Below are 25,036 nucleotides of genomic sequence, written 5' to 3' on the forward strand. Positions count from 1 at the left end.
CCTTATTATATACCAAATATACCGACAATTCAATATCTATAACACACTCTAAAGAAAGAAAATGATTTCAAAAATAACTCTATTTCAAATCTATTCTGTTTTTTCAATATAATCTTCATTTTATTGTTCTGTTAATATATTTTATTTATTTTTAAACATTTCTAAATGCTTTAAAATTTTAGCAATCAATTCCAATCACTCAGGGAATTGATTTTTATTCAAAATATAGAAAAAGTCCATGAATCAATAGCATCCACAGACTTTTAGAAGTAGAGTATTTAAAGTCAGTTTCACAAATGAATTAATGAGGCCAGTAGCCGAGGTAACTTTCTATCCTTTCCAACAAAAAAATCCACGAATCAAAAACATTCGAGGACTTTTCTTACGTCGCATTTAAGCAAAATGCCATACTAATTAATAGCCGTAATCTACGACACTGAGTTTTACAAATCGATTTCATTTGTAAAACGTGGTTACGACGGAAAAATCCACGAATCGATAATATTCGTGGATTTTTCCTAGTGAAGCGTTTAGGTAAGCCGATTTTACACTACGACACGGAGTTTGGCAAATCGATTCTATTTGCCAAACGTAGTTAGTAAGGCAGTTAGCTAGTTCGCCAAATAGCGACTAGCGTCCAACAATTAGGAACTTTAGTTCCAATTGTTGGTGCTGAGTTACATTTTTTCCTCCAACTCTACGTCTGGATACTTGTCCGCAAACCAGCGGAGGGCGAAGTCGTTTTCAAAGAGAAAGACAGGTTGGTCAAAACGGTCCTTGGCCAAGATATTGCGGCTTGAGGACATGCGCTCGTCCAAGTCCTCAGGCTTGATCCAACGAACAGTCTTTTTACCCATTGGGCTCATGACAACTTCTGCATTGTACTCGCCTTCCATGCGGTGCTTAAAGACTTCAAACTGGAGTTGTCCCACAGCCCCTAGCATGTACTCGCCAGTTTGGTAATTCTTATAAAGCTGAATGGCTCCTTCTTGCACCAATTGTTCGATACCCTTGTGGAAGGATTTTTGTTTCATAACGTTCTTAGCAGAAACTTTCATGAAAATCTCAGGTGTAAAGGTTGGAAGGGGTTCAAATTCAAACTTGTTTTTTCCAACCGTCAAGGTGTCTCCAACCTGATAAGTACCGGTATCGTAAACCCCGATGATATCACCTGCAACAGCATTGGTCACATTTTCACGACTTTCGGCCATAAACTGAGTGACATTAGATAGTTTGGCAGTCTTACCAGTACGAGGCAGATTGACACTCATCCCTCGCTCAAACTCACCTGATACGATACGGACAAAGGCAATGCGGTCACGGTGACGAGGGTCCATGTTGGCTTGGATTTTAAAAACAAATCCTGAGAAATCCTTGTCATAAGGGTCCACAATTTCGCCATCTGTTTTCTTGTGGCCATGTGGTTCTGGAGCAAACTTAAGGAAAGTCTCAAGGAAGGTCTGCACCCCAAAGTTTGTCAAAGCTGAGCCGAAGAAGACTGGTGTTAATTCACCCGCTAAAATAGCTTCTTCTGAAAATTCATTCCCTGCTTCTTGCAACAGTTCGATATCGTCCTTAACCTGAGCGTAGAAAGGATTGCTTCCAAAGAGCTTATCCCCTTCTTCCAGACTGGCAAAACGCTCATCTCCTTTATAGAGTTCCAAGCGTTGGTTATAGAGGTCATACAAGCCTTCGAAGGCTTTCCCCATCCCGATTGGCCAGTTCATTGGATAACTCGCAATACCAAGGACTTCTTCTAGTTCTTGCAAGAGGTCCAGTGGCTCACGACCGTCACGGTCCAGCTTGTTCATAAAGGTAAAGACTGGAATGCCACGGTGCTTCACAACCTCAAACAATTTCTTGGTTTGAGCCTCTATACCCTTGGCAGAGTCTACGACCATGACCGCAGCATCCACCGCCATCAAGGTCCGATAGGTGTCTTCTGAGAAATCCTCGTGCCCTGGTGTGTCGAGGATATTCACGCGCTTGCCGTCGTAGTCAAACTGCATCACAGATGAAGTGACCGAAATCCCACGTTGTTTCTCAATATCCATCCAGTCAGATTTGGCAAAAGTCCCTGTTTTCTTTCCTTTAACCGTACCAGCCTCACGAATCTCGCCCCCAAAGTAGAGCAACTGCTCAGTGATGGTTGTTTTCCCAGCGTCCGGGTGGGAGATGATGGCAAAGGTACGGCGTTTCTTGATTTCTTCTTGAATAGTCATAAGTTCTCTTTCTTTGATTCTCTATTTTTAGTTGTTTCAGTAGCTAAGAATAATTTTTACATTGGATTGTACTATTCCTTTCAACTCTCCATTATAGCGGATTTTGGGGAGTTTTTCAATTGCTCATCCGATGAAAAGGCGAGCTAGAGCACAGATTTCACCTGATTTCTCTTTTTCCACCGTTTCTTGAACAAGATATCAAAGAGAACCAGAGCCAGTGAGAGGATGACGGACACAAGAAGGTACTTTAGCCATAGAGGAGCATTCGAGATAAACGGGGTATCTCTTAACAAACCATAATTTCCACCCGTTACCTGATTAACCCCAACTAGAAAGAGATTGAGAATAAAGGTATAGGCCACAATCATATATTTCTTGAGCAAGGTCTTGTCATAGTGATTCATCAAGTAAACCAAGGAATTCACTAGAAGGGCATAGTGCCCAATCAAAAATGAAAAACTGGTGATATGGGGGAAATCATAGGGGTCAAAAACAGGGTAAACCAAAGCAAAGACCGCTCCACTTGCTCCTAAGAGGGCAAAATATTGCTTGCTCCGCCATTTATCTGGCAAGAAAACCACCGCAAACATAGCCAAACGGCAATGGTAAAATGGAAGGCTATTAGAAAATGGAATCCCAAAACCAACATACCAGCTATATAGGGCTAGTAACTGGAGGATCTGAATCCCCTTAAACAAGCGGACAAATTTCGGATTTTTGTGATAAACAAGCGCTCCATAAATACAAAGCACTAATAGGAGCATCATAATCCCATACCAAAAGAGCGAAATGGGAGGAGGGACTGTCTGAGTTCTGGTGATAAATTGATGGAACATATTTCTATCCTAACTCTTATTTTTTCTATTCTCTAGTTTAACCATTATAGCGAATTAAAAGCGATTTTTCAATTTCTATTTCTTTTCAGTTTGGCTCCCTTATTTATAGGAAAATATGGTAAAATAGAACAGACTAAAAATCATCATTTCACGAAAGGATGCAAGATGAAAATTACGCAAGAAGAGGTAACACACGTTGCCAATCTTTCAAAATTAAGATTCTCTGAAGAAGAAACTGCTGCCTTTGCGACAACCTTGTCTAAAATTGTTGACATGGTTGAATTGCTGGGCGAAGTCGACACAACTGGTGTCGCACCTACTACGACTATGGCCGACCGTAAGACCGTACTCCGCCCTGATGTGGCCGAAGAAGGAACTGACCGTGACCGCTTGTTTAAAAACGTACCTGAAAAAGACAACTACTATATCAAGGTACCAGCTATCCTAGATGATGGAGGAGATGCTTAATGACTTTTAATAACAAAACGATTGAAGACTTGCACAACCTCCTTGTCTCTAAGGAAATTTCTGCAACTGAATTGACACAAGCCACGCTTGAAGATATCAAGTCTCGCGAGACAGCTATCAACGCTTTTGTCACTATCGCTGAAGAACAAGCCCTTGCTCAAGCTAAAGCCATTGATGAAGCTGGAATCGACGCGGATAATGTCCTTTCAGGAATTCCACTGGCTGTTAAGGATAATATCTCTACAGACAGTATCCTGACAACTGCAGCCTCAAAAATGCTCTACAACTACGAGCCAATCTTTGATGCGACAGCCGTTGCCAATGCAAAAGCCAAGGGCATGATTGTCGTTGGGAAAACCAACATGGACGAGTTTGCCATGGGTGGTTCTGGTGAGACTTCTTACTATGGTGCTACTAAAAATGCTTGGGACCACAACAAGGTTCCTGGTGGTTCATCAAGTGGTTCTGCCGCAGCTGTATCCTCTGGACAAGTCCGCTTGTCACTTGGTTCTGATACGGGTGGTTCCATCCGCCAACCTGCTGCCTTCAACGGGATCGTTGGTCTCAAACCTACCTACGGAACAGTTTCTCGTTTCGGTCTCATTGCCTTCGGTAGTTCGCTAGACCAGATCGGACCTTTTGCTCCAACTGTTAAGGAAAATGCCCTCTTGCTCAATGCGATTGCCAGCGAAGATGCCAAAGACTCTACCTCTGCTCCTGTCCGCATCGCTGACTTTACTTCAAAAATCGGCCAAGATATCAAGGGAATAAAAATTGCTTTGCCTAAGGAATACCTTGGTGAAGGGATTGATCCAGAGGTTAAGGAAACCATTCTGAGTGCAGCCAAACACTTTGAAAAACTTGGTGCTATCGTCGAAGAAGTCAGCCTTCCTCACTCTAAATACGGTGTTGCCGTTTACTACATCATCGCTTCATCAGAGGCCTCCTCAAACCTGCAACATTTTGACGGTATCCGTTACGGCTACCGCGCAGAGGATGCGACTAATCTTGATGAAATCTATGTAAACAGCCGTAGCCAAGGTTTCGGTGAAGAGGTAAAACGCCGTATCATGCTAGGTACTTTCAGCCTTTCATCAGGTTACTATGATGCCTACTATAAGAAAGCTGGTCAGGTCCGTACCCTCATCATCCAAGATTTCGAAAAAGTCTTTGCGAATTACGACTTGATTTTGGGACCAACTGCTCCTAGTGTTGCCTATGACTTGGATTCACTCAACCATGATCCAGTTGCCATGTACTTGGCTGACCTCTTGACCATCCCAGTCAACTTAGCAGGTCTCCCAGGAATTTCCATCCCTGCTGGATTCTCTCAGGGTCTACCTGTCGGTCTCCAATTGATCGGTCCTAAATACTCAGAAGAGACCATTTACCAAGCTGCTGCTGCTTTTGAAGCAACAACAGACTACCACAAACAACAACCCGTGATTTTTGGAGGTGACAACTAATGAACTTTGAAACAGTCATTGGACTTGAAGTCCACGTAGAGCTCAACACCAATTCAAAAATCTTCTCACCTACTTCTGCCCACTTTGGAAATGACCAAAATGCCAATACCAACGTGATTGACTGGTCTTTCCCAGGCGTACTACCAGTTCTCAATAAAGGTGTTGTCGATGCTGGTATCAAGGCTGCACTCGCTCTTAACATGGACATCCATAAGAAGATGCACTTTGACCGCAAGAACTACTTCTATCCTGACAATCCTAAAGCCTACCAAATTTCTCAGTTTGATGAGCCAATCGGCTACAACGGCTGGATTGAAGTGGAGCTAGAAGACGGTACGACCAAGAAAATCGGTATCGAACGCGCCCACTTGGAAGAAGACGCTGGTAAAAACACCCACGGTACAGATGGCTACTCTTATGTTGACCTCAACCGCCAAGGGGTGCCATTGATTGAGATTGTATCTGAAGCGGACATGCGTTCCCCAGAAGAAGCCTATGCTTATCTAACTGCCCTAAAGGAAGTCATCCAGTACGCTGGAATTTCTGATGTTAAGATGGAAGAAGGTTCTATGCGTGTGGATGCCAATATCTCCCTTCGTCCTTATGGTCAAGAAAAATTCGGTACCAAGACTGAGTTGAAAAACCTCAACTCCTTCTCAAACGTTCGTAAGGGTCTCGAATACGAAGTCCAACGCCAGGCTGAAATCCTTCGCTCAGGTGGTCAAATTCGCCAAGAAACACGTCGTTACGATGAAGCTAACAAGGCAACCATCCTCATGCGTGTTAAGGAAGGCGCTGCTGACTACCGCTACTTCCCAGAACCAGACCTACCCCTCTTTGAAATCTCAGATGAGTGGATTGAGGAAATGCGCACAGAATTGCCAGAGTTTCCAAAAGAACGCCGTGCTCGCTACGTTGCTGACCTTGGCTTGTCAGACTACGATGCTAGTCAGTTGACTGCAAATAAGGTCACTTCTGACTTCTTTGAAAAAGCTGTTGCACTCGGTGGCGATGCCAAACAAGTTTCTAACTGGCTCCAAGGTGAAGTTGCTCAGTTCTTGAACGCCGAAGGTAAAACACTAGAACAAATCGAATTGACACCAGAAAACTTGGTAGAAATGATTGCCATCATCGAAGACGGCACGATCTCTTCTAAGATTGCCAAGAAAGTCTTTGTCCACCTAGCTAAAAATGGTGGTGGCGCGCGTGAATACGTGGAAAAAGCAGGTATGGTCCAAATCTCAGATCCAGATGTTCTGATTCCAATCATCCACCAAGTCTTTGCGGATAACGAAGCTGCCGTTGCCGACTTCAAGTCAGGCAAACGCAACGCAGACAAGGCCTTCACAGGATTCCTTATGAAGGCAACCAAAGGCCAAGCCAATCCACAAGTTGCCCTTAAACTCCTTGCACAGGAATTGGCGAAGTTGAAAGAAAGTGAGTAATTCGCTAGTAGCCACCCAGTAGTCTAGCCAACTACCTTTCCAATCATATAGTTAGGAGACACATGAAAAAGTTTTATGCTCTTTTAATGACCTGTTTATTACTTGTTTTTCTATCCGTGCCTCAAATCGTTGATGCGGGTGTCGGACATTCCAGAAGTGGAGGGAGCAGCCGCAGTAGCTCCAGAAGTAGCAGCCGCTCAAGTGGAGGTGGAAGTCGTTCTGGTGGATCATCCTACCACTACTACCGCTCTGGATATGGATCATCCTCTGACAGTTCTGCTAGCTCTCCCTACCTAGGATTTATGTTCATATTAGTCGGAGGAATCATACTAGTTGTTATCGTCAAATCCTTGCAGAATAAGTCTGGAGATTCGAGTTCAACCTACACTAGTAATGATTATCAAACGCTCCATCGTCGAGTTGAACACAACACACTGGCCATTAGCCGTGTGAAATACGGAGATCCGAACTTTGACGCGGAAGCCTTCACATCTTGGGTTAAGGAAGTCTACCTTAAATTGCAGGTTGCCTGGACTGAGAAAAATTGGAACTCTGTCCGCGCTTTGGAAAGTACCAGTCTCTACTCTCAACATAGTACCCAACTTGAGGACCATATTCGAGCTAAAACAACTAATGTTTTAGAGAAAGTTTGTATCGAAAATGTTCGCATCAAGGAGTTCATTGAAAATCCTGACGGAAACGATACCTTAGTGGTGATTCTGTCATCTACCTTGCGGGACTATGTCATTGACGATGAGACTCTTCGTGTCCTTGAAGGAGATCCTAAAAAGGATCTCTTCACCGTGTATCAATTGAACTTTATCCGTCAACACGGTAGCCAAACGCAAGCAGTCAATCCAGACCAAGTTGTGAGCGACCACTGTCCAAACTGTGGCGCCCCATTGAAAATCTCTGCAGTTAGTGAGTGCGACTACTGTGGTGCCAATCTCTCTCGCAGTCCAAACCAATGGGTACTGGATACCTATGATGTTGTGGATGAAGACGAGCTTTATAATTAGGAGGAATTATGGGATTTATACGTGCAGCCTTATCAGCAGGCTTAAATAGTTTTAATGATAGTAAATTCAAGGAAGCCATTGTCCTTCCAGATAATGTCTCTGGCGATGCCTTGGCCGTCAAGGGACAATTACTCACAAAAGACCCAGATGGACGTTCTCGTCACAGCAATCAAAATACTGGACTCTTGTCGGATGGCAGTGTGGTTATCGTTCCCCAAGGCTATAGCGCTGTTTTGGTAAACAACGGTACCTTCCTTGGTGAAGTTCTCGAAGCTGGTAGCCACGAATGGCAAGCTGGTGATAATGCCTGGCTCCTTGAAAAAGGTGGTTTAAAGGGCACTTGGGAAAACTTTAAAAACCGTTTCTCTTTTGGTGGACAAGTCATCACCCAACAGGAAATTATCTTTATCCGCATGCAACCTATTGCAGGCAATAAGTTCGGCACACAAAATGCGGTCGAATACTTCAGCGAACGTTACCAACAACTGCTTAACATCCGTTTCTATGGCTTGTTTGATGTAAAAATAGCAGACCCAGTCCTCTTCTACGTGAGTTCTGTTAGCCGTCAAATTACTGACGGACAGCCATTTACTCTCCAAGATGTAGCTCAAGGAACGCTCCGTCAAAATATCGCACCGAAAATCGCGATTGCCATTGCCAAATACACCAACGAAAACAAGGTTGATATCTATAGCCTCAATGCCAACCAAGACACCTTTAACGAACTCGCTAAACAAGAGGTCAACAAGGTTTGGACAGGCCTCTACGGGATTGAAGCAACCAATATCTTGCTTGAAGACCTCAGCTACGACCAAGAAAGTCTAGATATCGTTCGCAAGCTTGATAGCGAGCTCGTGGCAATGAAGTACAACACGATTGAAATCGAAGAACGCCGTGCTCGTAACGAAGCGCTTATTGCTGCAGCTGCCAACGAAGGAAATGGCAATGGGATGAACATGTTTATGGGCATGAATCTTGGCCAAACTCTCGGTGGTCAACTAAGCCAACAAGTCCAAAATCAAGCACCTGCTCAAAACACTGGACAAACTGCCAGCAAGAATTTTTACATCGAAGTCGATGGAAAATACGTCCTCGTTACCAAAGACGAAGATGGAAATATCGTACCAGTCAACTAATTAAGCTCCTTCTGACATTTGAGTAATGTTGTCTTTTATGGTACAATAAAGAGTAAATTATTTTATTAAAGAGGTAAAAACATGATTGAAGCAAGTAAATTAAAGGCTGGTATGACCTTTGAAACAGCTGACGGAAAATTGATCCGCGTTTTGGAAGCTAGCCACCACAAACCAGGTAAAGGAAACACAATCATGCGTATGAAATTACGTGATGTCCGTACTGGTTCTACATTTGACACAAGCTACCGTCCAGAGGAAAAATTTGAACAAGCTATCATCGAGACTGTCCCAGCTCAATACTTGTACAAAATGGATGACACAGCCTACTTCATGAACACAGAAACTTACGACCAATACGAAATTCCTGTAGTCAACGTTGAAAACGAGTTGCTTTACATCCTTGAAAACTCAGAAGTGAAGATCCAATTCTACGGAACTGAAGTGATTGGTGTTACCGTTCCTACTACTGTTGAGTTGACAGTTGCAGAAACTCAACCATCTATCAAAGGTGCTACTGTTACAGGTTCTGGTAAACCAGCAACGATGGAAACTGGACTTGTCGTAAACGTTCCAGACTTCATCGAAGCAGGACAAAAACTCGTTATCAACACTGCAGAAGGAACTTACGTTTCTCGTGCCTAATCTCTAGAAAGAGGTCATTCTATGGGAATTGAAGAACAACTTGGCGAAATCGTTATCGCCCCACGTGTACTTGAAAAAATCATTGCTATTGCTACTGCAAAAGTAGAGGGTGTTCACTCTTTTTCAAACAAATCAGTATCTGACACCCTTTCAAAACTTTCACTCGGCCGTGGTGTTTATCTAAAAAACGTGGACGAAGAACTCACAGCAGATATCTATCTCTACCTTGAGTACGGAGTAAAAGTTCCTAAGGTAGCTGTTGCTATCCAGAAAGCTGTTAAAGATGCAGTCCGCAATATGGCTGATGTAGAACTCGCTGCTATCAATATTCACGTTGCAGGTATCGTCCCAGATAAAACACCAAAACCAGAATTGAAAGATCTATTTGACGAGGACTTCCTCAATGACTAGTCCACTATTAGAATCTAGACGCCAACTCCGTAAATGCGCTTTTCAAGCTCTCATGAGCCTTGAATTCGGTACGGATGTCGAAACTGCTTGTCGTTTCGCCTATACTCATGATCGTGAAGATACGGATGTGCAACTTCCAGCCTTTTTGACAGAGCTAGTTTCTGGTGTTCAGGCTAAAAAGGAAGAACTGGACAAGCAAATCACACAGCATTTAAAAGCAGGTTGGACCATCGAGCGTTTAACGATCGTGGAGAGAAACCTCCTTCGCTTGGGAGTCTTTGAAATCACTTCATTTGACACTCCACAGCTGGTTGCGGTTAATGAAGCTATCGAGCTTGCAAAGGACTTCTCAGATCAAAAATCTGCCCGTTTTATCAACGGACTACTCAGCCAGTTTGTAACAGAAGAACAGTAAATAGAAAAAGTGTTTGAAAATTATCAAACACTTTTTCTTTACTTCCTACCATCTAAAAATCAAATATTAAATATAAAATAAAATCGACGGAGCATAGGGAATAACATTATAGAAACTATGACAAACAATGGTAAATCGAAGACTACCCGTAACTCGATAAGCGACTGCAAATAGAAGACCAAGAATACTATAAATGATGAGACTGATGGGGTCACGATGAGATAGAACCAAGTGACTGAGCCCAAAGATGAAAGAAGACAAGATCACATCCAAATAAAACTCCGACTTCGGAAAGAAGGTATTCATAAAATAACCCCTATAGATTGTCTCCTCAACAACAGGTACAATCGAAATGTTAAAGATTAAAAATATAAGACTTGATAGAGTCGTTTCTCTCCCGTTTAAGTATAGTTCTGAAAGAAGGTCTTGGAAAATAAAGCTATGGTCAATCAATCGAATATTCTGCATTCTAAATCCATTTAAAAAAGAATAGATAAGGAAACAACCTACCAAGAAAGCGAGATAAGACCAGTGCCAATCCTTTTTGTCGAAGATAAAGAGCATCTTCTTCTTTTTCAACCACAAAACGAATAAAAAGAAAATAAGCAACACTTCTCCAACTAGGAAGATTATATAGCTGTCCATTCCTAAACCAAAGGTTCTAGCTAGAGTTATAGCCCCTAATGGCGTTAAATAAATGTACAGGAACATTAAAATCATACAGATTCCTAAATGTATTGTCTTTTTCATTCTTTCTCTCCTAATGGTAAACTCTCTATTAGGGCAATATAGAGGATAGACCATTGATTGTTTTTCTTATTTATCTAGAGTATTCATGTTTATCCATGCTCTATTATCAAAATAGCTAGAACAAAATGTTCTAGCTTTTAAATTTTCTTAGTATTTTCTAAAGCGTTGGTAACGTTCTTCGATAAGTTGGTCGAGTGGTAGTTCTTGCAACCTATCTAGTTCTGCACGCAATTCATTTTTAACGCAACCTAGCAGTTCTTTACTTGACAGCCCTGCTTCTGAGATTACCTTGTCTACGATTCCCATTTCTAGAAGTTCGTGTGAAGTGATTTTCATCAACTCCGCTGCTTCCATAGCACGACTTCCATCCTTCCAAAGGATAGAGGCAAAGCCTTCAGGGCTAAGAACGGCGTAGATTGAGTTTTCTAACATCCAGACACGGTTAGCTACGGCTAGAGCTAGGGCCCCACCAGATCCTCCTTCACCGATAATAATCGCGATGATTGGAACCTTGAGATCACTCATTTCCATCAGGTTTCGGGCAATTGCTTCACCTTGTCCACGTTCCTCGGCACCAACACCTGGGTAAGCACCCGCCGTATTGATAAAGGTCACAACTGGACGGCCAAACTTTTCTGCCTGTTTCATCAGGCGCAAGGCCTTACGATAGCCTTCTGGATGTGGTTGCCCAAAATTTCGTTTGAGGTTATCATGAAGACTCTTCCCCTTTTGGATACCAACGACAGTTACTGCTTGGTCACCTAACCAACCAATTCCACCGATAACCGCACCATCATCACGGAAAGAGCGATCTCCATGCAATTCGATAAACTCGTCAAAAATTCCATTGGCAAAATCAAGTGCAGTCAAGCGACTCTGCTCGCGTGCCTCTCTGACTATTTTTGCACTATTCATCCGCGACTTCCTCCATGCAATCTTACTAATTTAGCAATTGTTTCAGGCAATTCTCTCCGTTTGACAATTGCATCAACAAATCCATGTTCAAGCAGAAATTCTGCCTTTTGGAAGTCATCCGGTAAGGTCTCACGAACTGTATTTTCGATAACACGACGTCCAGCAAAACCAACCAAACTCTGTGGCTCAGCTAGGATAATATCCCCTTCCATAGCAAAAGAAGCGGTCACCCCACCTGTTGTCGGATCGGTTAAAATAGTTAGGTAAAAAAGTCCTGCCTTGGAATGACGTTGAACTGCCGCAGAAATCTTAGCCATCTGCATCAAGCTCATGATTCCTTCTTGCATACGGGCTCCACCAGAAGCTGTGAAGAGAACGACTGGCAAGTTTTCTACCGTTGCATACTCAAACAAGCGCGTGATTTTTTCACCCACAACGGTTCCCATAGAAGCCATGATAAAGTTTGAATCCATGATCCCAAGGGCAACTTTTTGTCCCTTGATGCTAGCTGTACCAGTCAGTACTGCTTCATCCAAACCTGTCTTTTCACGCATACTAGCTAGTTTTTTCTGGTAGCCAGGAAAGTTTAATGGATCTTGAGTTTCAATACCCGTAAACATCTCCACAAAGGTGTCAGAATCAATCGTCAAATCCAAGCGTTCCTGAGCTGAAATACGGAAAGTATAGCTGCAATGGGGACAAATTCGTTCGCTCCCAAGATCCTTTTGGTAAATGGTGTGTTTACAACCAGGACACTGGGAGAAGAGTTCATCCGGAACCTCAGGCTTGGCTTGTGGTTTCTGCCTTACGGAACGGTTAGGATTGATCCGAATATACTTATCCTTTTTACTAAATAGAGCCATAACTCCCCCTTTTAGTTCTCATACTATTTGAAAGTCTATTCTTTTTCTTGGTATTTTGGCAAGAAAGTTTCCATCAAGAAGGAAGTATCGTAGTCACCAGCGATAACTCGGCGGTCTGAAATCAGATCCAACTGGAAGTCTGCATTGGTTTGCACTCCTTCAATATCAAGTTCATAAAGTGCCCGTTGCATCTTCATAAGAGCATCAAAACGATTCTCCCCATGAACAATGATTTTAGCAATCATACTATCATAGTAAGGGGGAATGGTATAACCTGGATAAACTGCTGAGTCCACGCGCAAGCCAACTCCACCACTTGGTAGATAGAGATTGGTAATTTTACCTGGGCTTGGAGCAAAGTTAAATGCTGGATTTTCCGCATTGATCCGGCACTCGATAGCATGACCTCGTAGGACGATATCTTCTTGTTTGAAAGGTAAAGGTTGCCCGGCAGCAATGCGAATCTGTTCCTTCACGATATCAACACCTGAAACAAACTCTGTGACTGGGTGCTCCACTTGCACACGAGTATTCATTTCCATGAAGTAGAAATTGCCACTCGCTTCATCGAGAAGAAATTCAATCGTACCTGCATTTTCATAGCCTACAGATTCTGCTGCACGAACGGCTGCAGCACCAATTTCATTACGAAGGGTTTTGCCAATCGCAATAGATGGGCTTTCTTCTAAGACCTTTTGGTTATTCCGTTGAAGTGAACAGTCCCGTTCACCAAGATGGACAACATGACCCTCTTGGTCCGCAAGGATCTGAACCTCAATATGGCGAGCTGGATAAATCACACGCTCAAGATACATAGCGCCATTTCCAAAATTGGCCTTGGCTTCACTGGATGCTGTCTCAAAGGCTGCGACCAAGTCTTCTGCCTTTTCAACCTTACGAATCCCTTTTCCACCACCACCTGCCGATGCCTTAAGCATGACTGGATAGCCAATTTTTTCTGCAACTGCAAGCGCCTCTTCAGCCGTGTGAACTTCACCATCAGATCCTGGGATAACTGGAACCCCAGCCTTGATCATTTGCTCACGCGCATTGATCTTATCTCCCATGGTATCCATCACAGCACCAGAAGGGCCGATGAACTTAATTCCCACTTCATCACACATCGTGGCAAACTTGGAGTTTTCGCTAAGAAATCCAAAACCTGGATGGATGGCTTCTGCTTCTGTCAAGACTGCAGCAGACAAAATCGCATTGATATTGAGATAAGACTCTGTCGCCTTACCAGGTCCGATACAGATAGCTTCATCCGCTAGGAGTGTGTGAAGAGCTTCCTTATCAGCAGTTGAATAAACTGCCACGGTCGCAATGCCCAATTCACGCGCAGCTCGAATAATGCGAACCGCAATCTCACCACGGTTGGCAATCAAAATTTTACGAAACATGGAGATCCTCCTTAGTTTCCAATTGCAAAGGTAAGAGTACCACTCGCTGCAAGCTTACCATCTACTTCAGCCTTCGCTTCAACCACAGCAATCGTACCACGACGTTTAACAAAAGTAGCCGTCATGACTAATTGGTCACCTGGTACAACTTGCTTCTTGAACTTAACCTTGTCCATGCCAGCATAGAAGACCAGTTTCCCTTTATTTTCAGGTTTGGACAATTCCAAGACACCAGCAGTCTGAGCCAAGGCCTCCATGATAAGAACACCTGGCATGACTGGGTATTGTGGAAAATGACCATTGAAGAAAGGTTCGTTGATGGTCACATTTTTAATGGCAACAATGGTATCCTCGCTCACTTCCAAGACACGGTCCACTAGGAGCATGGGGTAGCGATGGGGTAGAGCTTCTTTGATTCCTTGAATATCGATCATTTGATGCGTACCAATCCTTTACCGAACTCAACCATTTCTTCATTTGAAACGAGAATTTCTGTCACCACACCATCCTTAGGCGCTGGAATCTCATTCATGACTTTCATGGCTTCGATGATCACCAAAGTTTGACCTTTTTTAACACTGTCTCCGACTGTGACAAAGGCAGGTTTATCTGGTCCAGCAGCCAAGTAAGCCACCCCTACAAGTGGACTTTCAACGACATCACCCGCTGGAGCAACCGTCGTTTCAGCTGGTGCTGGAGCTTCTTCCACTGCACTCTCAACTGGAGTTGAAGGGGCCGAAACTACTGGACTTGCAGCTACTGCAGCTGGCGCTGGAACAACTTGAGCTGGTACTTCAGAAGCCATTCTTGCTTCATTCTTACTGAACTGCAATTCGTCCGTTCCATTTTTATAAGAAAATTCTCTCAAACTTGATTGGTCAAATTGAGCCATCAAGTCCTTGATCTCATTTAAATTCATAATTATTTATTCTCCCAACGTTTGAAAGCAAGAACCGCATTGTGTCCACCAAAACCAAAAGTGTTTGAAATAGCATAAGGGATTTCTTGCTCCAATCCTTGTCCATAAACGACATTGGCTTCGATATAGTCTGACAACTCGCTTGTACCAGCTGTCATTGGTACATAGTTATGACGCATGGCTTCGATGGTAGCGATGGCTTCTACTGCCCCTGCAGCACCAAGCAAGTGTCCTGTAAAGGACTTGGTTGAAGATACAGGTACTTCTTTACCAAGGACAGCTACGATCGCACCACTTTCTCCTTTTTCATTAGCAGGAGTTGAAGTTCCGTGGGCGTTGACGTAAGCCACTTGCTCTGGAGAAATTTCTGCTTCTTCCAAAGCCAACTTCATAGCCTTAATCGCACCTTGACCCTCTGGATGAGGTGAAGTCATATGGTAAGCATCACAGGTATTACCGTAGCCAACTACTTCAGCCAAGATAGTTGCACCACGTTTTTCAGCATGTTCAAGGCTTTCAAGAACCAACATTCCTGAACCTTCTCCCATCACAAATCCGTTACGATCTTTGTCAAATGGGATAGAAGCACGAGTTGGATCCTCTGTAGTTGATAGGGCGGTCAAAGCTTGGAAACCAGCGATAGCAAAAGGAGTGATAGATGATTCTGATCCACCAACTAACATGACATCTTGGAAACCAAACTTGATAGAGCGGAAGGCATCCCCAATGGCATCGTTTGATGAAGCACAGGCTGTATTGATTGATTTACAGATACCGTTTGCTCCGAAACGCATGGCAACATTTCCTGAAGCCATATTTGGCAAGGCTTTTGGAAGTGTCATTGGTTTAACGCGTTTTGGACCTTTTTCATGAAGACGGATAACCTGATCTTCGATTTCTTTAATTCCCCCAATACCAGAAGCCACGATGACACCAAAGCGATCCTTATCGATTGCTTCTACATCAAGATTTGCATTTGTCACTGCTTCTTGAGCCGCATATAAGGCATACAAAGAATAGTTGTCAAAACGATTGGTATCTTTTTTGACAAAGTATTTATCAAATGGGAAATCTTGAACTTCTGCCGCATTGTGCACAGCAAATTCGCTGTGGTCAAACTTAGTGATTTCTCCAATTCCAATTTTCCCAGTTTGCAAACTGTTCCAAAATTCTTCTGGAGTATTTCCGATAGGAGAGGTCAATCCGTAACCTGTTACTACAACTCGATTTAGTTTCATCTGTCTTACCTATATCTTTCCTTATTTTTTACATGCTAAGTCCGCCATCAACAGCGAGAACTTGTCCAGTCAAATAATCCTGTCCAGCCAGGAACACTGTAGCATCTGCGATATGTTCTGCTTGACCAAAATGTTTCATTGGGATTTGGGCCAATGTCGCTTCCTTGACCTTATCAGACAAAACAGCAGTCATATCTGACTCGATCATTCCTGGTGCAAGAGCGTTTACGCGCACATTACGATTGGCAACCTCACGTGCAACTGACTTGGTAAAACCAATCAAACCTGCTTTAGAAGCTGCATAGTTGGCTTGTCCGATATTTCCCATCAAACCGACCACACTCGACATGTTGATAATCGCACCTTCACGTGCCTTGATCATCTGTTTCAAGACTGCTTGCGTCATGTTGAAGGCACCTGTCAAGTTGATCTTTATCACTTTTTCGAAGTCTTCTTCGGTCATCTTGAGCATAAGCGTATCTTGAGTGATCCCAGCATTGTTGACCAAGACATCGACAGAACCGAGTTCCGCAATCGCTTGATCTACCATACGCTTGGCATCTGCAAAGTCTGAAACATCACCTGAAATCGGTACTACTTTGACGCCGTAGTTTGAAAACTCAGCCAGCAATTCTTCTGAGATTGCTCCGCGACTATTCAAAACTACATTAGCGCCTAGTTGGGCAAATTTGTGAGCAATGGCAAGTCCGATACCACGACTTGAACCTGTTACAAAGACATTTTTGTTTGTAAGTTGCATTCTATTTCTCCTATTTCCTGTTGTATTTTGTGGGAGAAGGGATCATTAGTTTCCTAACAAAGCATCCAAGCTTGCTTGGTCTTCAACGTTAGCTAGCTGAGCTGTTTTATCAATTTTTTTGACAAAGCCTGATAGGACCTTGCCAGGACCAATTTCAATAAAGTTGGTTACCCCAGCATCCTGCATCACAGCAATACTTTCATAAAAACGAACAGGTTCTTTGACCTGACGCGTCAAAAGCTCTGGGATTCGATCTTTTTCCATAACAGCAGCTTCCGTATTGCCAACTAGTGGGCAAGTAAAATCAGCGAAACTCACTCCCTCAAGGGCTCCAGCTAGTTGCTGACTGGCTGACTCAAGAAGGGCCGTATGAAAAGGACCAGATACATTTAAAGGAATCAATCGTTTAGCTCCTGCTTCCTGCAAGAGTTCAACTGCTCGGTCAACCGCAGCCACCTCGCCACCGATAACGATTTGGCTTGGGGTGTTGTAGTTAGCTGGAGTCACTACTCCAACTTTAGAGGCTGTTTCACAAGCTTCCTCAATCACTTCAACTGGAGTATTAAGAACGGCAACCATCTTTCCAGATCCTGCAGGTGCAGCCTCTTCCATATAAGCCCCACGCTTAGCAACCAAGGCAACTGCATCCTCAAAGTCCAAGGCACCACTTGCTACAAGAGCTGAATATTCTCCGAGGGACAGTCCTGCCACCATGTCTGGCTGATAGCCTTTTTCTTTCAATAATCGGTAAATAGCAACGGATGTAGCTAGAATAGCTGGTTGCGTGTAGCGAGTCTGGTTTAACTTGGTTTCTTCCTTATCAATCAAGTCACGAAGGTCATAACCCAAAACCTGACTGGCTTGGTCAATTGTTTCCTTGACGATAGGGTAGCGATCATAGAGATCACGCCCCATTCCTAGATACTGAGCACCTTGACCTGCAAATAGAAAGGCTTTTTTAGTCATTTCTTACAACTCCTGCCCAACGAGAGGCTTCTTCTTGAATTTTTTTGGCTGCGCCATAGTATAGATCTTTTAGAATTTCTTCGACAGTTTCCTCTTTAGAAACCAAACCAGCGATCTGACCTGCCATGACAGACCCACCTTCTACATCTCCATGAACAACGGCTTTAGCTAGAGCACCAGCTCCCATTTGTTCAAAGATTTCTAAATCAGGATTTTCTTGTTTAAAGGCATCTTTTTCAGCCTGCTCAAAGTCACGTGTCAACTGATTTTTAATGGCACGAACAGCATGTCCAAAGTGTTGAGCGGAAATAGTCGTATCGATATCACGCGCTTTTAAGATTTTTTCCTTGTATTTTGGATGGGCGTTAGATTCCTTAGCTACTACGAAACGCGTACCAACTTGAACAGCCTCAGCACCAAGCATAAAGCCTGCAGCAACACCTTCACCGTCCGCAATTCCTCCAGCTGCGATAACTGGAATTGAAACAGCTGCAGTAACTTGGCGAACCAAGGTCATCGTTGTTAATTTACCAATATGTCCACCGGCTTCCATTCCTTCTGCAATAACTGCATCTGCACCAATTTTTTCCATGCGTTTTGCCAAAGCAACACTTGGAACAACGGGAATAACTGTAATTCCTGCATCATGGAAACGAGTCATGTATTTACTTGGATTTCCTGCACCAGTTGTAACAACCTTGACCCCTTCTTCAATCACGAGATCAACGATGTCTTCTACAAAAGGTGACAAGAGCATGATGTTGACACCAAAAGGTTTGTCCGTAAGTGATTTGATTTTATCGATATTAGCCTTTACGACCTCTTTAGGTGCATTCCCACCACCGATAATCCCTAGACCACCAGCTTTTGATACTGCACCAGCCAAGTCACCATCCGCAACCCAGGCCATTCCTCCTTGAAAAATAGGATAATCAATGTTCAATAATTCTGTAATACGTGTTTTCATAGTGCCTCCATCATTCCTTGCTTACGTAATAGTTCGATGAGTTTATCATTTGAGTTTCAAACTATTACCTAAACAAGAGGGAGTGGGTTTCCCCTACTCCTTCTAGTAATATGTTAATTATTTTGTTTGCTCTTCAACGTAGGCAACCAAGTCACCAACTGTTTTCAAGTTATCTTCTGCTTCGATTTGGATATCGAAAGCATCTTCGATTTCAGAGATTACTTGGAACAAGTCCAATGAATCTGCATCCAAATCATCAAAAGTAGATTCAAGTGTTACTTCTGATGCATCTTTCCCAAGTTCTTCAACGATAATTTCTTGTACTTTTTCAAATACTGCCATGATAGGACTCCTTTAAAATATAAAAAATTTATAACTATGTGTTCCACATGATTACCTAGATTGTAAGAATGAGTGTGCCCCATGTCAAACCTCCACCGAAGCCTGATAGGAGAATCGTCTGGCTACCATCTAAACGAATCATGCCATTTTCCACACACTCTGAGAGCAAAATCGGGATACTTGCTGCACTGGTATTTCCATACTCCATCATATTGGCAGGAAGCTTGTCTCGGTCTACGCCGATCTTCTTAGCCATCTTATCCAAAATGCGGATATTTGCCTGATGAAGCAATAGATAATCCAATTCTGATGCTGCGATTGGACCATTTTCAATGGTTTCTTTGATCGATCTAGCAACATCACGATTTGCAAAATCAAAAACTGCTCGTCCATCCATCTTCAAAAAAGCAGGAACTGCTTCTTGATCCGAGAAAGGAGAAGCCAAAGCCGTTTGACCATAGGTCAAACACTCGCTCCGAGAGCCATCCGTATAGAGACTTTCCACAAGGAAGTGACGTGTTTCGCTCGCTTCCAAGAGAACCCCTCCAGCACCATCCCCAAAGAGAACAGCTGTCGAACGATCTGACCAATCAACTGCTTTGGATAAGGTTTCAGCCCCGATAACAATCCCTTTTTTGAACTGTCCAGAACTTAAAAACTTTTCTGCAGTTGAGAGAGCGAATACAAAGCCACTGCAAGCTGCTGTCAGATCAAAGGCGAAAGCTCTATGCGCTCCGATATTTGCCTGAACTCGAGCTGCTGTGGAAGGCATCATCGAGTCTGGGGTAATCGTCGCTACAATGATAAAATCAATCTGATCCGCTGTTAAGCTCCCTTTAGCCAACAAGCTCTTAGCTACTTCTGTCGCCAAGTCACTTGTAGACTCTGTTTTTGAAATATGTCTCTGTTTAATTCCTGTCCGACTTGAAATCCACTCATCGCTTGTGTCCATGATTTGGGCTAAGTCATGATTAGTGACCACTTGCTCTGGAACATAATGAGCAACCTGGCTTATCTTTGCAAAAGCCATTATTTCAAATCCTCCAAAAATTGATAAAGGTTCGTTAAGCCTCTGCCCATGACTTCTTTTTCCTCAGGGCTCATGCCATCAATGATTTTTTCGACCATAGCCTTGTGGAATCGTTTATGAAGGCGGTGAACCAAACGACCTTTCTTTGTCAAATGCAGATAGACCAATCGACGGTCTTGGTCAGAACGAATACGCTCAATATAACCTTTTCTCTCCAGGTTATTCAAACTCGTCGTCACTGTCCCAAGAGTTACCATCAGTTCTTTTGAAACCTTACTTGGCGTTGCCTCCGGGAACTTCCCAATCACATCGATCGTGTGCATTTCTTTGATGGAGATGTCTTTGAATCGACTACCTCGTAAGCTAACCTCCTCAATCACAAGGACGTTATTAAAAATAGATGTTAGATAATCATTTACTTGTTGGTAGTCCAAATCGTTTCCCTCCCCCTCAAAAAACTTTTACAATCAAAACATTTGATAAAAGAAGTATAACAAACTTCAAAAAATTGTGCAAGTATTTTTTTACATTCCTGTAAATTTCGGTCTTCTTCTTTCAGAATGTGCTCGAACCCCTTCTTTAAAATCTTCAGTTAAAGATAACGATTCTTGTAGTTTCAATTCTAATTCAGCATAATTCTGCCAATCCTTGAATTGACTTTCCCAAACTAACTTTTTAATCGCTGCGTATGAGTTTGCTGAACCTCTTCTTAATTTTTTCAGAACTTGTTCTCTTGTTTTTTCTAATTTGTCAACTTCACAAACACGGTATACCACGCCCCATTCTAATGCTTTTTCAGCAGTTAAGGCTTCTCCTGTCATGGCAAGTTGTGCAGCTCGTGTTACCCCGATGCTACGACTCAAGAGATGAATCCCACCAGCGTCTGGCGCCAATCCAACTCCGACAAAGGCTTGAATAAATTTTGCCTTATCAGTCGCCAAACAAAAATCGACTGCTACTGCCATATTTGCTGCAGCACCAGCAACCGCTCCATCTACCTCCATCAAAACAGGTTTTGGAATTTGCTTGATTTTAAAAGAAATTGTATTGACTAATTCTGCAATCTTATTCAAAGAAGGGATATCATCTTCGTCTACTGCTCGTTTCATCTCAACCAAGTCTCCCCCAACTGAAAAAACCTTCCCATTAGCATTAATCAAGATGAACTGCACAGCTTGATCCTGCTCTGCTAGGGTCAAAGCTTCTAAAATCTCCTCACACATTGGGATATGGAAACCATTTGCCACTTCGGGACGATTCAAAGTAATGATAGCAAGATCATCTACGATCTGATATAAGATATGATTCATAGCTTCTCCTTTTCTTTTATAAGGTAATAAAATCGTTTTATTATCAAAGTATACCTTTTTTTGGATAAAGAGGCAAGGAAAAACTAAAGGAAAGTGTCTCAGCTGATTATTTTTCCATTCATTATGAATGTGAGAGAAATTTTACACATTTACTTTTAAACCGTTATCGCTTTTCAGAATAAGTTAGTGTTTTCTTCTATTATAATAGGAAGTTATTTTCTTCATTGAAAAATGCCCCTCTTTCTGCTATAATCGTATAAAATACTTACTTGAGGAGTCCTTATGAAGGTTGTAAAATTTGGTGGAAGCTCGCTTGCCTCTGCTGGTCAGTTAGAAAAAGTCTTAAACATCGTTAAAAGTGATAAAGAACGCCGTTTTGTAGTCGTTTCTGCACCCGGCAAACGCAATGCTGAAGATACTAAGGTAACCGATGCCTTGATCAAATACTATCGTGACTATGTGGCTGGTAATGACATCAGTGCTAGTCAAAGCTGGATCATTGACCGTTATGCCGCTATGGTTAGTGAACTAGGGTTAAAACCTGCTGTTTTAGAAAAAATCTCTAAAAGTATTCGGGCCTTGGCAACTCTTCCTATAGAGGACAATGAATTTCTCTATGATACCTTCCTAGCGGCTGGAGAAAATAACAATGCCAAATTGATTGCAGCCTACTTTAACCAAAACGGTATCGATGCACGCTATGTTCACCCAAGAGAAGCTGGAATTGTTGTCACAAGTGAACCTGGAAACGCACGTATCATTCCATCTAGTTATGACAAGATTGAAGCCTTGGCTGATAGCACCGAAGTCCTTGTCATCCCTGGTTTCTTTGGTGTGACTAAGGAAAATCAAATCTGTACTTTTTCACGTGGAGGTTCAGATATCACAGGTTCTATCATTGCAGCAGGTGTTAAGGCTGATCTCTATGAGAACTTTACAGACGTAGATGGTATCTTTGCTGCCCATCCTGGTATTATCCACCAACCTCACTCCATTCCTGAATTAACCTACCGTGAAATGCGTGAGTTGGCATATGCTGGATTTTCAGTTCTTCATGATGAAGCCCTTCTCCCTGCCTACCGCGGAAAAATTCCTCTTGTTATCAAGAATACCAACAACCCTGACCACCCAGGAACACGCATTGTTTTAGAACACAGTAGTGATAAATTCCCAGTAGTAGGGATTGCGGGTGACTCAGGATTCGTCAGCATCAACATGTCTAAATACCTCATGAACCGCGAAGTCGGATTTGGTCGCAAGGTTCTTCAAATCCTTGAGGACCTCAACATCGGTTGGGAACACATGCCTACAGGTATTGACGATCTTTCAATCATCCTCCGCTCCCGCGAATTGACTCCTATCAAAGAAGAAGAAATTCTACGTCAACTCGTTCAAAAGGCTGAAGTGGACCATGCTGAAATCGAACATGACCTTTCCATCATTATGATTGTTGGAGAAAAGATGAAGAGCCATATCGGGGTAACTGCTACTGCAACACGAGCTCTATCTGAAAACAAGATTAACATCCAGATGATGTCCCAAGGTTCAAGTGAAGTTTCCATCATGTTTGTTGTCAATAAAGAGCAAGAAAAAGCAGCTATCAAGGCTCTCTATCATGCCTTTTTCGGTGAAAGTAAGGAAGACTAATCATGGCCCAATCACTCAATCAAGTCATTGTCCTCCAAACCACTGGGACATCTTACCTCTCTATCTCTGGAAAAGTTGGAAAATTTTTAGTCGGGGATCAAGCCTTAGAGTTTTATCCTGATGTCAATGTCGAACAATATATCCAAATCCCTTGGTCCAGCATTCAGCAAATAGGAGCTAACGTAAGTGGTCGCAAGATCAGCCGCCACTTTGAAGTCTTCACTGATCAAGGAAAATTCCTTTTTGCTTCAAAAGACTCTGGAGCTATCCTCAAAATCGCTCGGGAAAAATTAGGAAACGACAAGGTTGTGAAACTTCCGACTCTACTCCAGACCATTGGACAAAAACTTAAAAATCTATTTGCAAAAAAGTAGAAACTTTAGTATAATCATAGCAACGGATAAGTAGGTTATCCTCTTCTTTCAGAAAGTCTGCGGGTGTTGCGAGCAGATAGGAGGGATAGGTGAAATTCTACCGTTGTTCACAATTAAATACAGAATCAAGTGCACACCTGTGAAGTTGGATGGAACCGTGGCCCTGCCACTCCAACACTTTGTCAGGTGTGCTTTTTTTCATAAAGGAGTTCTTATGTTAGATATTAAACGTATTCGTACAGATTTTGATGCTGTCGCTGAAAAATTAGCTACACGTGGTGTAGATGCTGCTATCTTAAATGAGATGAAAGAAATCGATGCTAAACGTCGTGACATCTTGGTCAAGGTTGAAACTCTAAAAGCAGAACGTAACACAGTTTCTGCTGAGATTGCCCAAGCTAAGCGCAACAAGGAAAATGCCGATGACAAGATTGCTGCGATGCAAACCCTATCTGCTGAAGTCAAAGCCTTGGATGCTGAATTGGCGGACATCGATGCTAAATTAACAGAATTTACCACTACTCTTCCAAACATCCCTGCTGACAGCGTTCCTGTTGGGGCTGACGAAGATGACAATGTGGAAGTTCGCCGTTGGGGTAGTCCACGCGAGTTTGACTTCGAGCCAAAAGCTCACTGGGATCTTGGTGAAGACTTGGGTATCCTTGACTGGGAACGCGGTGGTAAGGTAACAGGAGCTCGCTTCCTCTTCTATAAAGGACTCGGTGCTCGTTTGGAACGTGCTATCTACAACTTCATGTTGGATGAGCATGGTAAAGAGGGCTATACGGAAGTTATCACACCATACATTGTTAACCATGACTCAATGTTTGGTACTGGTCAATATCCAAAATTCAAGGAAGATACTTTTGAATTGAAAGACACTAATTATGTCCTCATTCCTACAGCTGAAGTTCCTCTAACAAACTACTACCGTGATGAAATTCTTGACGGTAAAGACCTACCAATCTACTTTACCGCTATGAGTCCATCTTTCCGTTCTGAGGCTGGTTCAGCTGGTCGTGATACACGTGGCTTGATTCGTCTGCACCAATTCCACAAGGTTGAAATGGTCAAATTTGCCAAACCAGAAGAATCTTACGAAGAATTGGAAAAGATGACAGCCAACGCTGAAAATATTCTTCAAAAACTCAACCTTCCATACCGTGTCGTTGCCCTCTCTACTGGGGACATGGGCTTCTCAGCTGCTAAGACTTACGACTTGGAAGTTTGGATTCCAGCACAAAATACCTACCGTGAAATCTCAAGCTGTTCAAATACAGAAGATTTCCAAGCCCGTCGTGCCCAAATCCGTTACCGTGATGAAGCCGATGGCAAGGTGAAACTCCTTCATACCTTGAACGGTTCTGGACTTGCAGTTGGACGTACGGTTGCTGCTATTCTTGAAAACTACCAAAATGAAGATGGTTCTGTAACCATTCCAGAAGCTCTTCGTCCATACATGGGTGGCGCTGAAGTTATCAAACCATAAAAA

The 25,036-nt window shown here is 42.8% G+C and carries 28 protein-coding genes; 12 read left to right on the forward strand and 16 right to left on the reverse strand.

All coding sequences use genetic code 11. The annotated features are described in order from the left end of the window. Positions 1-677: 677 nt before the first annotated feature. Together KX728_RS07445 and KX728_RS07450 are read right to left on the reverse strand one after the other, a co-directional pair. On the reverse strand, positions 678-2,222 hold the full coding sequence (locus KX728_RS07445) for a peptide chain release factor 3 (protein ID WP_000155105.1): 1,545 nt from the start codon (positions 2,220-2,222) through the stop codon (positions 678-680). Positions 2,223-2,365: 143 nt separating this feature from the next. Continuing rightward, positions 2,366-3,058 (reverse strand): YwaF family protein, encoded by a 693-nt coding sequence (locus KX728_RS07450; protein WP_000468959.1) that lies wholly within the window; start codon positions 3,056-3,058, stop codon positions 2,366-2,368. A 165-nt stretch (positions 3,059-3,223) separates the two neighbouring features. On the opposite strand from KX728_RS07450, the gene gatC reads away from it, so the two are divergent. The 9 genes from gatC to nusB all read left to right on the forward strand — a co-directional run bounded on the left by gatC (position 3,224) and on the right by nusB (position 10,060). Continuing rightward, positions 3,224-3,526: an Asp-tRNA(Asn)/Glu-tRNA(Gln) amidotransferase subunit GatC gene (gatC, locus tag KX728_RS07455; protein WP_000705419.1), complete on the forward strand. Its 303-nt coding sequence runs from the start codon at positions 3,224-3,226 to the stop codon at positions 3,524-3,526. Then, complete coding sequence (gatA, locus tag KX728_RS07460; RefSeq protein WP_215804381.1) at positions 3,526-4,992, forward strand: Asp-tRNA(Asn)/Glu-tRNA(Gln) amidotransferase subunit GatA; 1,467 nt, start codon at positions 3,526-3,528, stop codon at positions 4,990-4,992. Before gatC ends, gatA begins: the two co-directional genes overlap by 1 nt. After that, the gene (gene gatB, locus KX728_RS07465) at positions 4,992-6,437 is read left to right on the forward strand and encodes an Asp-tRNA(Asn)/Glu-tRNA(Gln) amidotransferase subunit GatB (RefSeq protein ID WP_049519382.1); all 1,446 of its coding nucleotides are present in this window, start codon (positions 4,992-4,994) and stop codon (positions 6,435-6,437) included. The genes gatA and gatB overlap by 1 nt, the downstream gene beginning before the upstream one ends. Before the next feature lie 132 nt (positions 6,438-6,569). Then, positions 6,570-6,734, forward strand: a complete 165-nt coding sequence (locus KX728_RS09455) for a hypothetical protein (RefSeq protein WP_504223686.1) — start codon at positions 6,570-6,572, stop codon at positions 6,732-6,734. A 5-nt stretch (positions 6,735-6,739) separates the two neighbouring features. Further along, positions 6,740-7,456: a zinc-ribbon domain-containing transport protein gene (locus KX728_RS07470; protein ID WP_504224331.1), complete on the forward strand. Its 717-nt coding sequence runs from the start codon at positions 6,740-6,742 to the stop codon at positions 7,454-7,456. An 8-nt stretch (positions 7,457-7,464) separates the two neighbouring features. After that, positions 7,465-8,592, forward strand: coding sequence for an SPFH domain-containing protein (locus tag KX728_RS07475; RefSeq protein WP_000505816.1), 1,128 nt, complete (start codon positions 7,465-7,467; stop codon positions 8,590-8,592). A gap of 81 nt (positions 8,593-8,673) precedes the next feature. Then, positions 8,674-9,234: an elongation factor P gene (gene efp / locus KX728_RS07480; protein ID WP_000568642.1), complete on the forward strand. Its 561-nt coding sequence runs from the start codon at positions 8,674-8,676 to the stop codon at positions 9,232-9,234. 21 nt (positions 9,235-9,255) lie between these two features. Then, positions 9,256-9,645, forward strand: coding sequence for an Asp23/Gls24 family envelope stress response protein (locus KX728_RS07485; protein ID WP_000510584.1), 390 nt, complete (start codon positions 9,256-9,258; stop codon positions 9,643-9,645). Beyond that, the gene (gene nusB / locus KX728_RS07490; RefSeq protein WP_215804379.1) at positions 9,638-10,060 is read left to right on the forward strand and encodes a transcription antitermination factor NusB; all 423 of its coding nucleotides are present in this window, start codon (positions 9,638-9,640) and stop codon (positions 10,058-10,060) included. Before KX728_RS07485 ends, nusB begins: the two co-directional genes overlap by 8 nt. Positions 10,061-10,126: 66 nt before the next feature. On the opposite strand, the gene KX728_RS07495 is transcribed toward nusB, so the two are convergent. From KX728_RS07495 to KX728_RS07560, 14 genes are all read right to left on the reverse strand, one after another. After that, positions 10,127-10,810: a CPBP family intramembrane glutamic endopeptidase gene (locus KX728_RS07495; RefSeq protein ID WP_215804378.1), complete on the reverse strand. Its 684-nt coding sequence runs from the start codon at positions 10,808-10,810 to the stop codon at positions 10,127-10,129. A 147-nt stretch (positions 10,811-10,957) separates the two neighbouring features. Continuing rightward, the gene (locus KX728_RS07500; RefSeq protein ID WP_215804377.1) at positions 10,958-11,725 is read right to left on the reverse strand and encodes an acetyl-CoA carboxylase carboxyl transferase subunit alpha; all 768 of its coding nucleotides are present in this window, start codon (positions 11,723-11,725) and stop codon (positions 10,958-10,960) included. After that, positions 11,722-12,588 carry an acetyl-CoA carboxylase, carboxyltransferase subunit beta gene (gene accD / locus KX728_RS07505; RefSeq protein WP_001173376.1) on the reverse strand — a complete coding sequence of 289 codons (867 nt, stop codon included), beginning with the start codon at positions 12,586-12,588 and terminating at the stop codon, positions 11,722-11,724. The genes KX728_RS07500 and accD overlap by 4 nt, the downstream gene beginning before the upstream one ends. A gap of 35 nt (positions 12,589-12,623) precedes the next feature. After that, complete coding sequence (gene accC, locus KX728_RS07510; protein WP_000488665.1) at positions 12,624-13,991, reverse strand: acetyl-CoA carboxylase biotin carboxylase subunit; 1,368 nt, start codon at positions 13,989-13,991, stop codon at positions 12,624-12,626. Between the two features lie 11 nt (positions 13,992-14,002). After that, positions 14,003-14,425, reverse strand: a complete 423-nt coding sequence (gene fabZ / locus KX728_RS07515; protein WP_000565515.1) for a 3-hydroxyacyl-ACP dehydratase FabZ — start codon at positions 14,423-14,425, stop codon at positions 14,003-14,005. Further along, complete coding sequence (accB, locus tag KX728_RS07520; RefSeq protein ID WP_001052306.1) at positions 14,422-14,910, reverse strand: acetyl-CoA carboxylase biotin carboxyl carrier protein; 489 nt, start codon at positions 14,908-14,910, stop codon at positions 14,422-14,424. The genes fabZ and accB overlap by 4 nt, the downstream gene beginning before the upstream one ends. 2 nt (positions 14,911-14,912) lie before the next feature. Beyond that, positions 14,913-16,148 carry a beta-ketoacyl-ACP synthase II gene (gene fabF / locus KX728_RS07525; protein ID WP_000774052.1) on the reverse strand — a complete coding sequence of 412 codons (1,236 nt, stop codon included), beginning with the start codon at positions 16,146-16,148 and terminating at the stop codon, positions 14,913-14,915. A 28-nt stretch (positions 16,149-16,176) separates the two neighbouring features. Next, positions 16,177-16,908: a 3-oxoacyl-[acyl-carrier-protein] reductase gene (gene fabG, locus KX728_RS07530; protein WP_001177612.1), complete on the reverse strand. Its 732-nt coding sequence runs from the start codon at positions 16,906-16,908 to the stop codon at positions 16,177-16,179. A gap of 45 nt (positions 16,909-16,953) precedes the next feature. Next, positions 16,954-17,874: an ACP S-malonyltransferase gene (gene fabD / locus KX728_RS07535; protein ID WP_215804376.1), complete on the reverse strand. Its 921-nt coding sequence runs from the start codon at positions 17,872-17,874 to the stop codon at positions 16,954-16,956. Beyond that, complete coding sequence (gene fabK / locus KX728_RS07540; protein ID WP_215804375.1) at positions 17,867-18,841, reverse strand: enoyl-[acyl-carrier-protein] reductase FabK; 975 nt, start codon at positions 18,839-18,841, stop codon at positions 17,867-17,869. The genes fabD and fabK overlap by 8 nt, the downstream gene beginning before the upstream one ends. A 117-nt stretch (positions 18,842-18,958) precedes the next feature. Continuing rightward, on the reverse strand, positions 18,959-19,183 hold the full coding sequence (locus tag KX728_RS07545; protein WP_000257840.1) for an acyl carrier protein: 225 nt from the start codon (positions 19,181-19,183) through the stop codon (positions 18,959-18,961). 55 nt (positions 19,184-19,238) lie between these two features. Continuing rightward, positions 19,239-20,213, reverse strand: coding sequence for a beta-ketoacyl-ACP synthase III (locus KX728_RS07550; protein WP_000852970.1), 975 nt, complete (start codon positions 20,211-20,213; stop codon positions 19,239-19,241). Further along, positions 20,213-20,647, reverse strand: a complete 435-nt coding sequence (gene fabT, locus KX728_RS07555; RefSeq protein ID WP_215804374.1) for a fatty acid biosynthesis transcriptional regulator FabT — start codon at positions 20,645-20,647, stop codon at positions 20,213-20,215. The genes KX728_RS07550 and fabT overlap by 1 nt, the downstream gene beginning before the upstream one ends. A 90-nt stretch (positions 20,648-20,737) precedes the next feature. Continuing rightward, positions 20,738-21,523 (reverse strand): enoyl-CoA hydratase, encoded by a 786-nt coding sequence (locus tag KX728_RS07560; protein WP_001015588.1) that lies wholly within the window; start codon positions 21,521-21,523, stop codon positions 20,738-20,740. Positions 21,524-21,805: 282 nt separating this feature from the next. Between KX728_RS07560 and KX728_RS07565 the strand changes: the two genes are divergently transcribed. The 3 genes from KX728_RS07565 (at position 21,806) to serS (ending at position 25,033) form a co-directional block, all read left to right on the forward strand. Beyond that, positions 21,806-23,170 carry an aspartate kinase gene (locus KX728_RS07565; protein WP_215804373.1) on the forward strand — a complete coding sequence of 455 codons (1,365 nt, stop codon included), beginning with the start codon at positions 21,806-21,808 and terminating at the stop codon, positions 23,168-23,170. A 2-nt stretch (positions 23,171-23,172) separates the two neighbouring features. Next, complete coding sequence (locus KX728_RS07570) at positions 23,173-23,544, forward strand: DUF956 family protein (protein ID WP_215804372.1); 372 nt, start codon at positions 23,173-23,175, stop codon at positions 23,542-23,544. Between the two features lie 214 nt (positions 23,545-23,758). Continuing rightward, positions 23,759-25,033: a serine--tRNA ligase gene (gene serS / locus KX728_RS07575; RefSeq protein ID WP_215804371.1), complete on the forward strand. Its 1,275-nt coding sequence runs from the start codon at positions 23,759-23,761 to the stop codon at positions 25,031-25,033. The last annotated feature ends 3 nt before the right edge of the window (positions 25,034-25,036 follow it).

Source organism: Streptococcus oralis (assembly GCF_019334565.1).
Taxonomy (GTDB): domain Bacteria; phylum Bacillota; class Bacilli; order Lactobacillales; family Streptococcaceae; genus Streptococcus; species Streptococcus oralis_CR.

Excerpts from the sequence above, each read along its gene's own strand:
- KX728_RS07445 (WP_000155105.1), bottom strand. The coding sequence starts at position 2,222 with ATGACTATTCAAGAAGAAATCAAGAAACGCCGTACCTTTGCCATCATC.
- KX728_RS07450 (WP_000468959.1), bottom strand. The coding sequence starts at position 3,058 with ATGTTCCATCAATTTATCACCAGAACTCAGACAGTCCCTCCTCCCATT.
- gatC (WP_000705419.1), top strand. The coding sequence starts at position 3,224 with ATGAAAATTACGCAAGAAGAGGTAACACACGTTGCCAATCTTTCAAAA.
- gatA (WP_215804381.1), top strand. The coding sequence starts at position 3,526 with ATGACTTTTAATAACAAAACGATTGAAGACTTGCACAACCTCCTTGTC.
- gatB (WP_049519382.1), top strand. The coding sequence starts at position 4,992 with ATGAACTTTGAAACAGTCATTGGACTTGAAGTCCACGTAGAGCTCAAC.
- KX728_RS09455 (WP_504223686.1), top strand. The coding sequence starts at position 6,570 with ATGCGGGTGTCGGACATTCCAGAAGTGGAGGGAGCAGCCGCAGTAGCT.
- KX728_RS07470 (WP_504224331.1), top strand. The coding sequence starts at position 6,740 with ATGTTCATATTAGTCGGAGGAATCATACTAGTTGTTATCGTCAAATCC.
- KX728_RS07475 (WP_000505816.1), top strand. The coding sequence starts at position 7,465 with ATGGGATTTATACGTGCAGCCTTATCAGCAGGCTTAAATAGTTTTAAT.
- efp (WP_000568642.1), top strand. The coding sequence starts at position 8,674 with ATGATTGAAGCAAGTAAATTAAAGGCTGGTATGACCTTTGAAACAGCT.
- KX728_RS07485 (WP_000510584.1), top strand. The coding sequence starts at position 9,256 with ATGGGAATTGAAGAACAACTTGGCGAAATCGTTATCGCCCCACGTGTA.
- nusB (WP_215804379.1), top strand. The coding sequence starts at position 9,638 with ATGACTAGTCCACTATTAGAATCTAGACGCCAACTCCGTAAATGCGCT.
- KX728_RS07495 (WP_215804378.1), bottom strand. The coding sequence starts at position 10,810 with ATGAAAAAGACAATACATTTAGGAATCTGTATGATTTTAATGTTCCTG.
- KX728_RS07500 (WP_215804377.1), bottom strand. The coding sequence starts at position 11,725 with ATGAATAGTGCAAAAATAGTCAGAGAGGCACGCGAGCAGAGTCGCTTG.
- accD (WP_001173376.1), bottom strand. The coding sequence starts at position 12,588 with ATGGCTCTATTTAGTAAAAAGGATAAGTATATTCGGATCAATCCTAAC.
- accC (WP_000488665.1), bottom strand. The coding sequence starts at position 13,991 with ATGTTTCGTAAAATTTTGATTGCCAACCGTGGTGAGATTGCGGTTCGC.
- fabZ (WP_000565515.1), bottom strand. The coding sequence starts at position 14,425 with ATGATCGATATTCAAGGAATCAAAGAAGCTCTACCCCATCGCTACCCC.
- accB (WP_001052306.1), bottom strand. The coding sequence starts at position 14,910 with ATGAATTTAAATGAGATCAAGGACTTGATGGCTCAATTTGACCAATCA.
- fabF (WP_000774052.1), bottom strand. The coding sequence starts at position 16,148 with ATGAAACTAAATCGAGTTGTAGTAACAGGTTACGGATTGACCTCTCCT.
- fabG (WP_001177612.1), bottom strand. The coding sequence starts at position 16,908 with ATGCAACTTACAAACAAAAATGTCTTTGTAACAGGTTCAAGTCGTGGT.
- fabD (WP_215804376.1), bottom strand. The coding sequence starts at position 17,874 with ATGACTAAAAAAGCCTTTCTATTTGCAGGTCAAGGTGCTCAGTATCTA.
- fabK (WP_215804375.1), bottom strand. The coding sequence starts at position 18,841 with ATGAAAACACGTATTACAGAATTATTGAACATTGATTATCCTATTTTT.
- KX728_RS07545 (WP_000257840.1), bottom strand. The coding sequence starts at position 19,183 with ATGGCAGTATTTGAAAAAGTACAAGAAATTATCGTTGAAGAACTTGGG.
- KX728_RS07550 (WP_000852970.1), bottom strand. The coding sequence starts at position 20,213 with ATGGCTTTTGCAAAGATAAGCCAGGTTGCTCATTATGTTCCAGAGCAA.
- KX728_RS07560 (WP_001015588.1), bottom strand. The coding sequence starts at position 21,523 with ATGAATCATATCTTATATCAGATCGTAGATGATCTTGCTATCATTACT.
- KX728_RS07565 (WP_215804373.1), top strand. The coding sequence starts at position 21,806 with ATGAAGGTTGTAAAATTTGGTGGAAGCTCGCTTGCCTCTGCTGGTCAG.
- KX728_RS07570 (WP_215804372.1), top strand. The coding sequence starts at position 23,173 with ATGGCCCAATCACTCAATCAAGTCATTGTCCTCCAAACCACTGGGACA.
- serS (WP_215804371.1), top strand. The coding sequence starts at position 23,759 with ATGTTAGATATTAAACGTATTCGTACAGATTTTGATGCTGTCGCTGAA.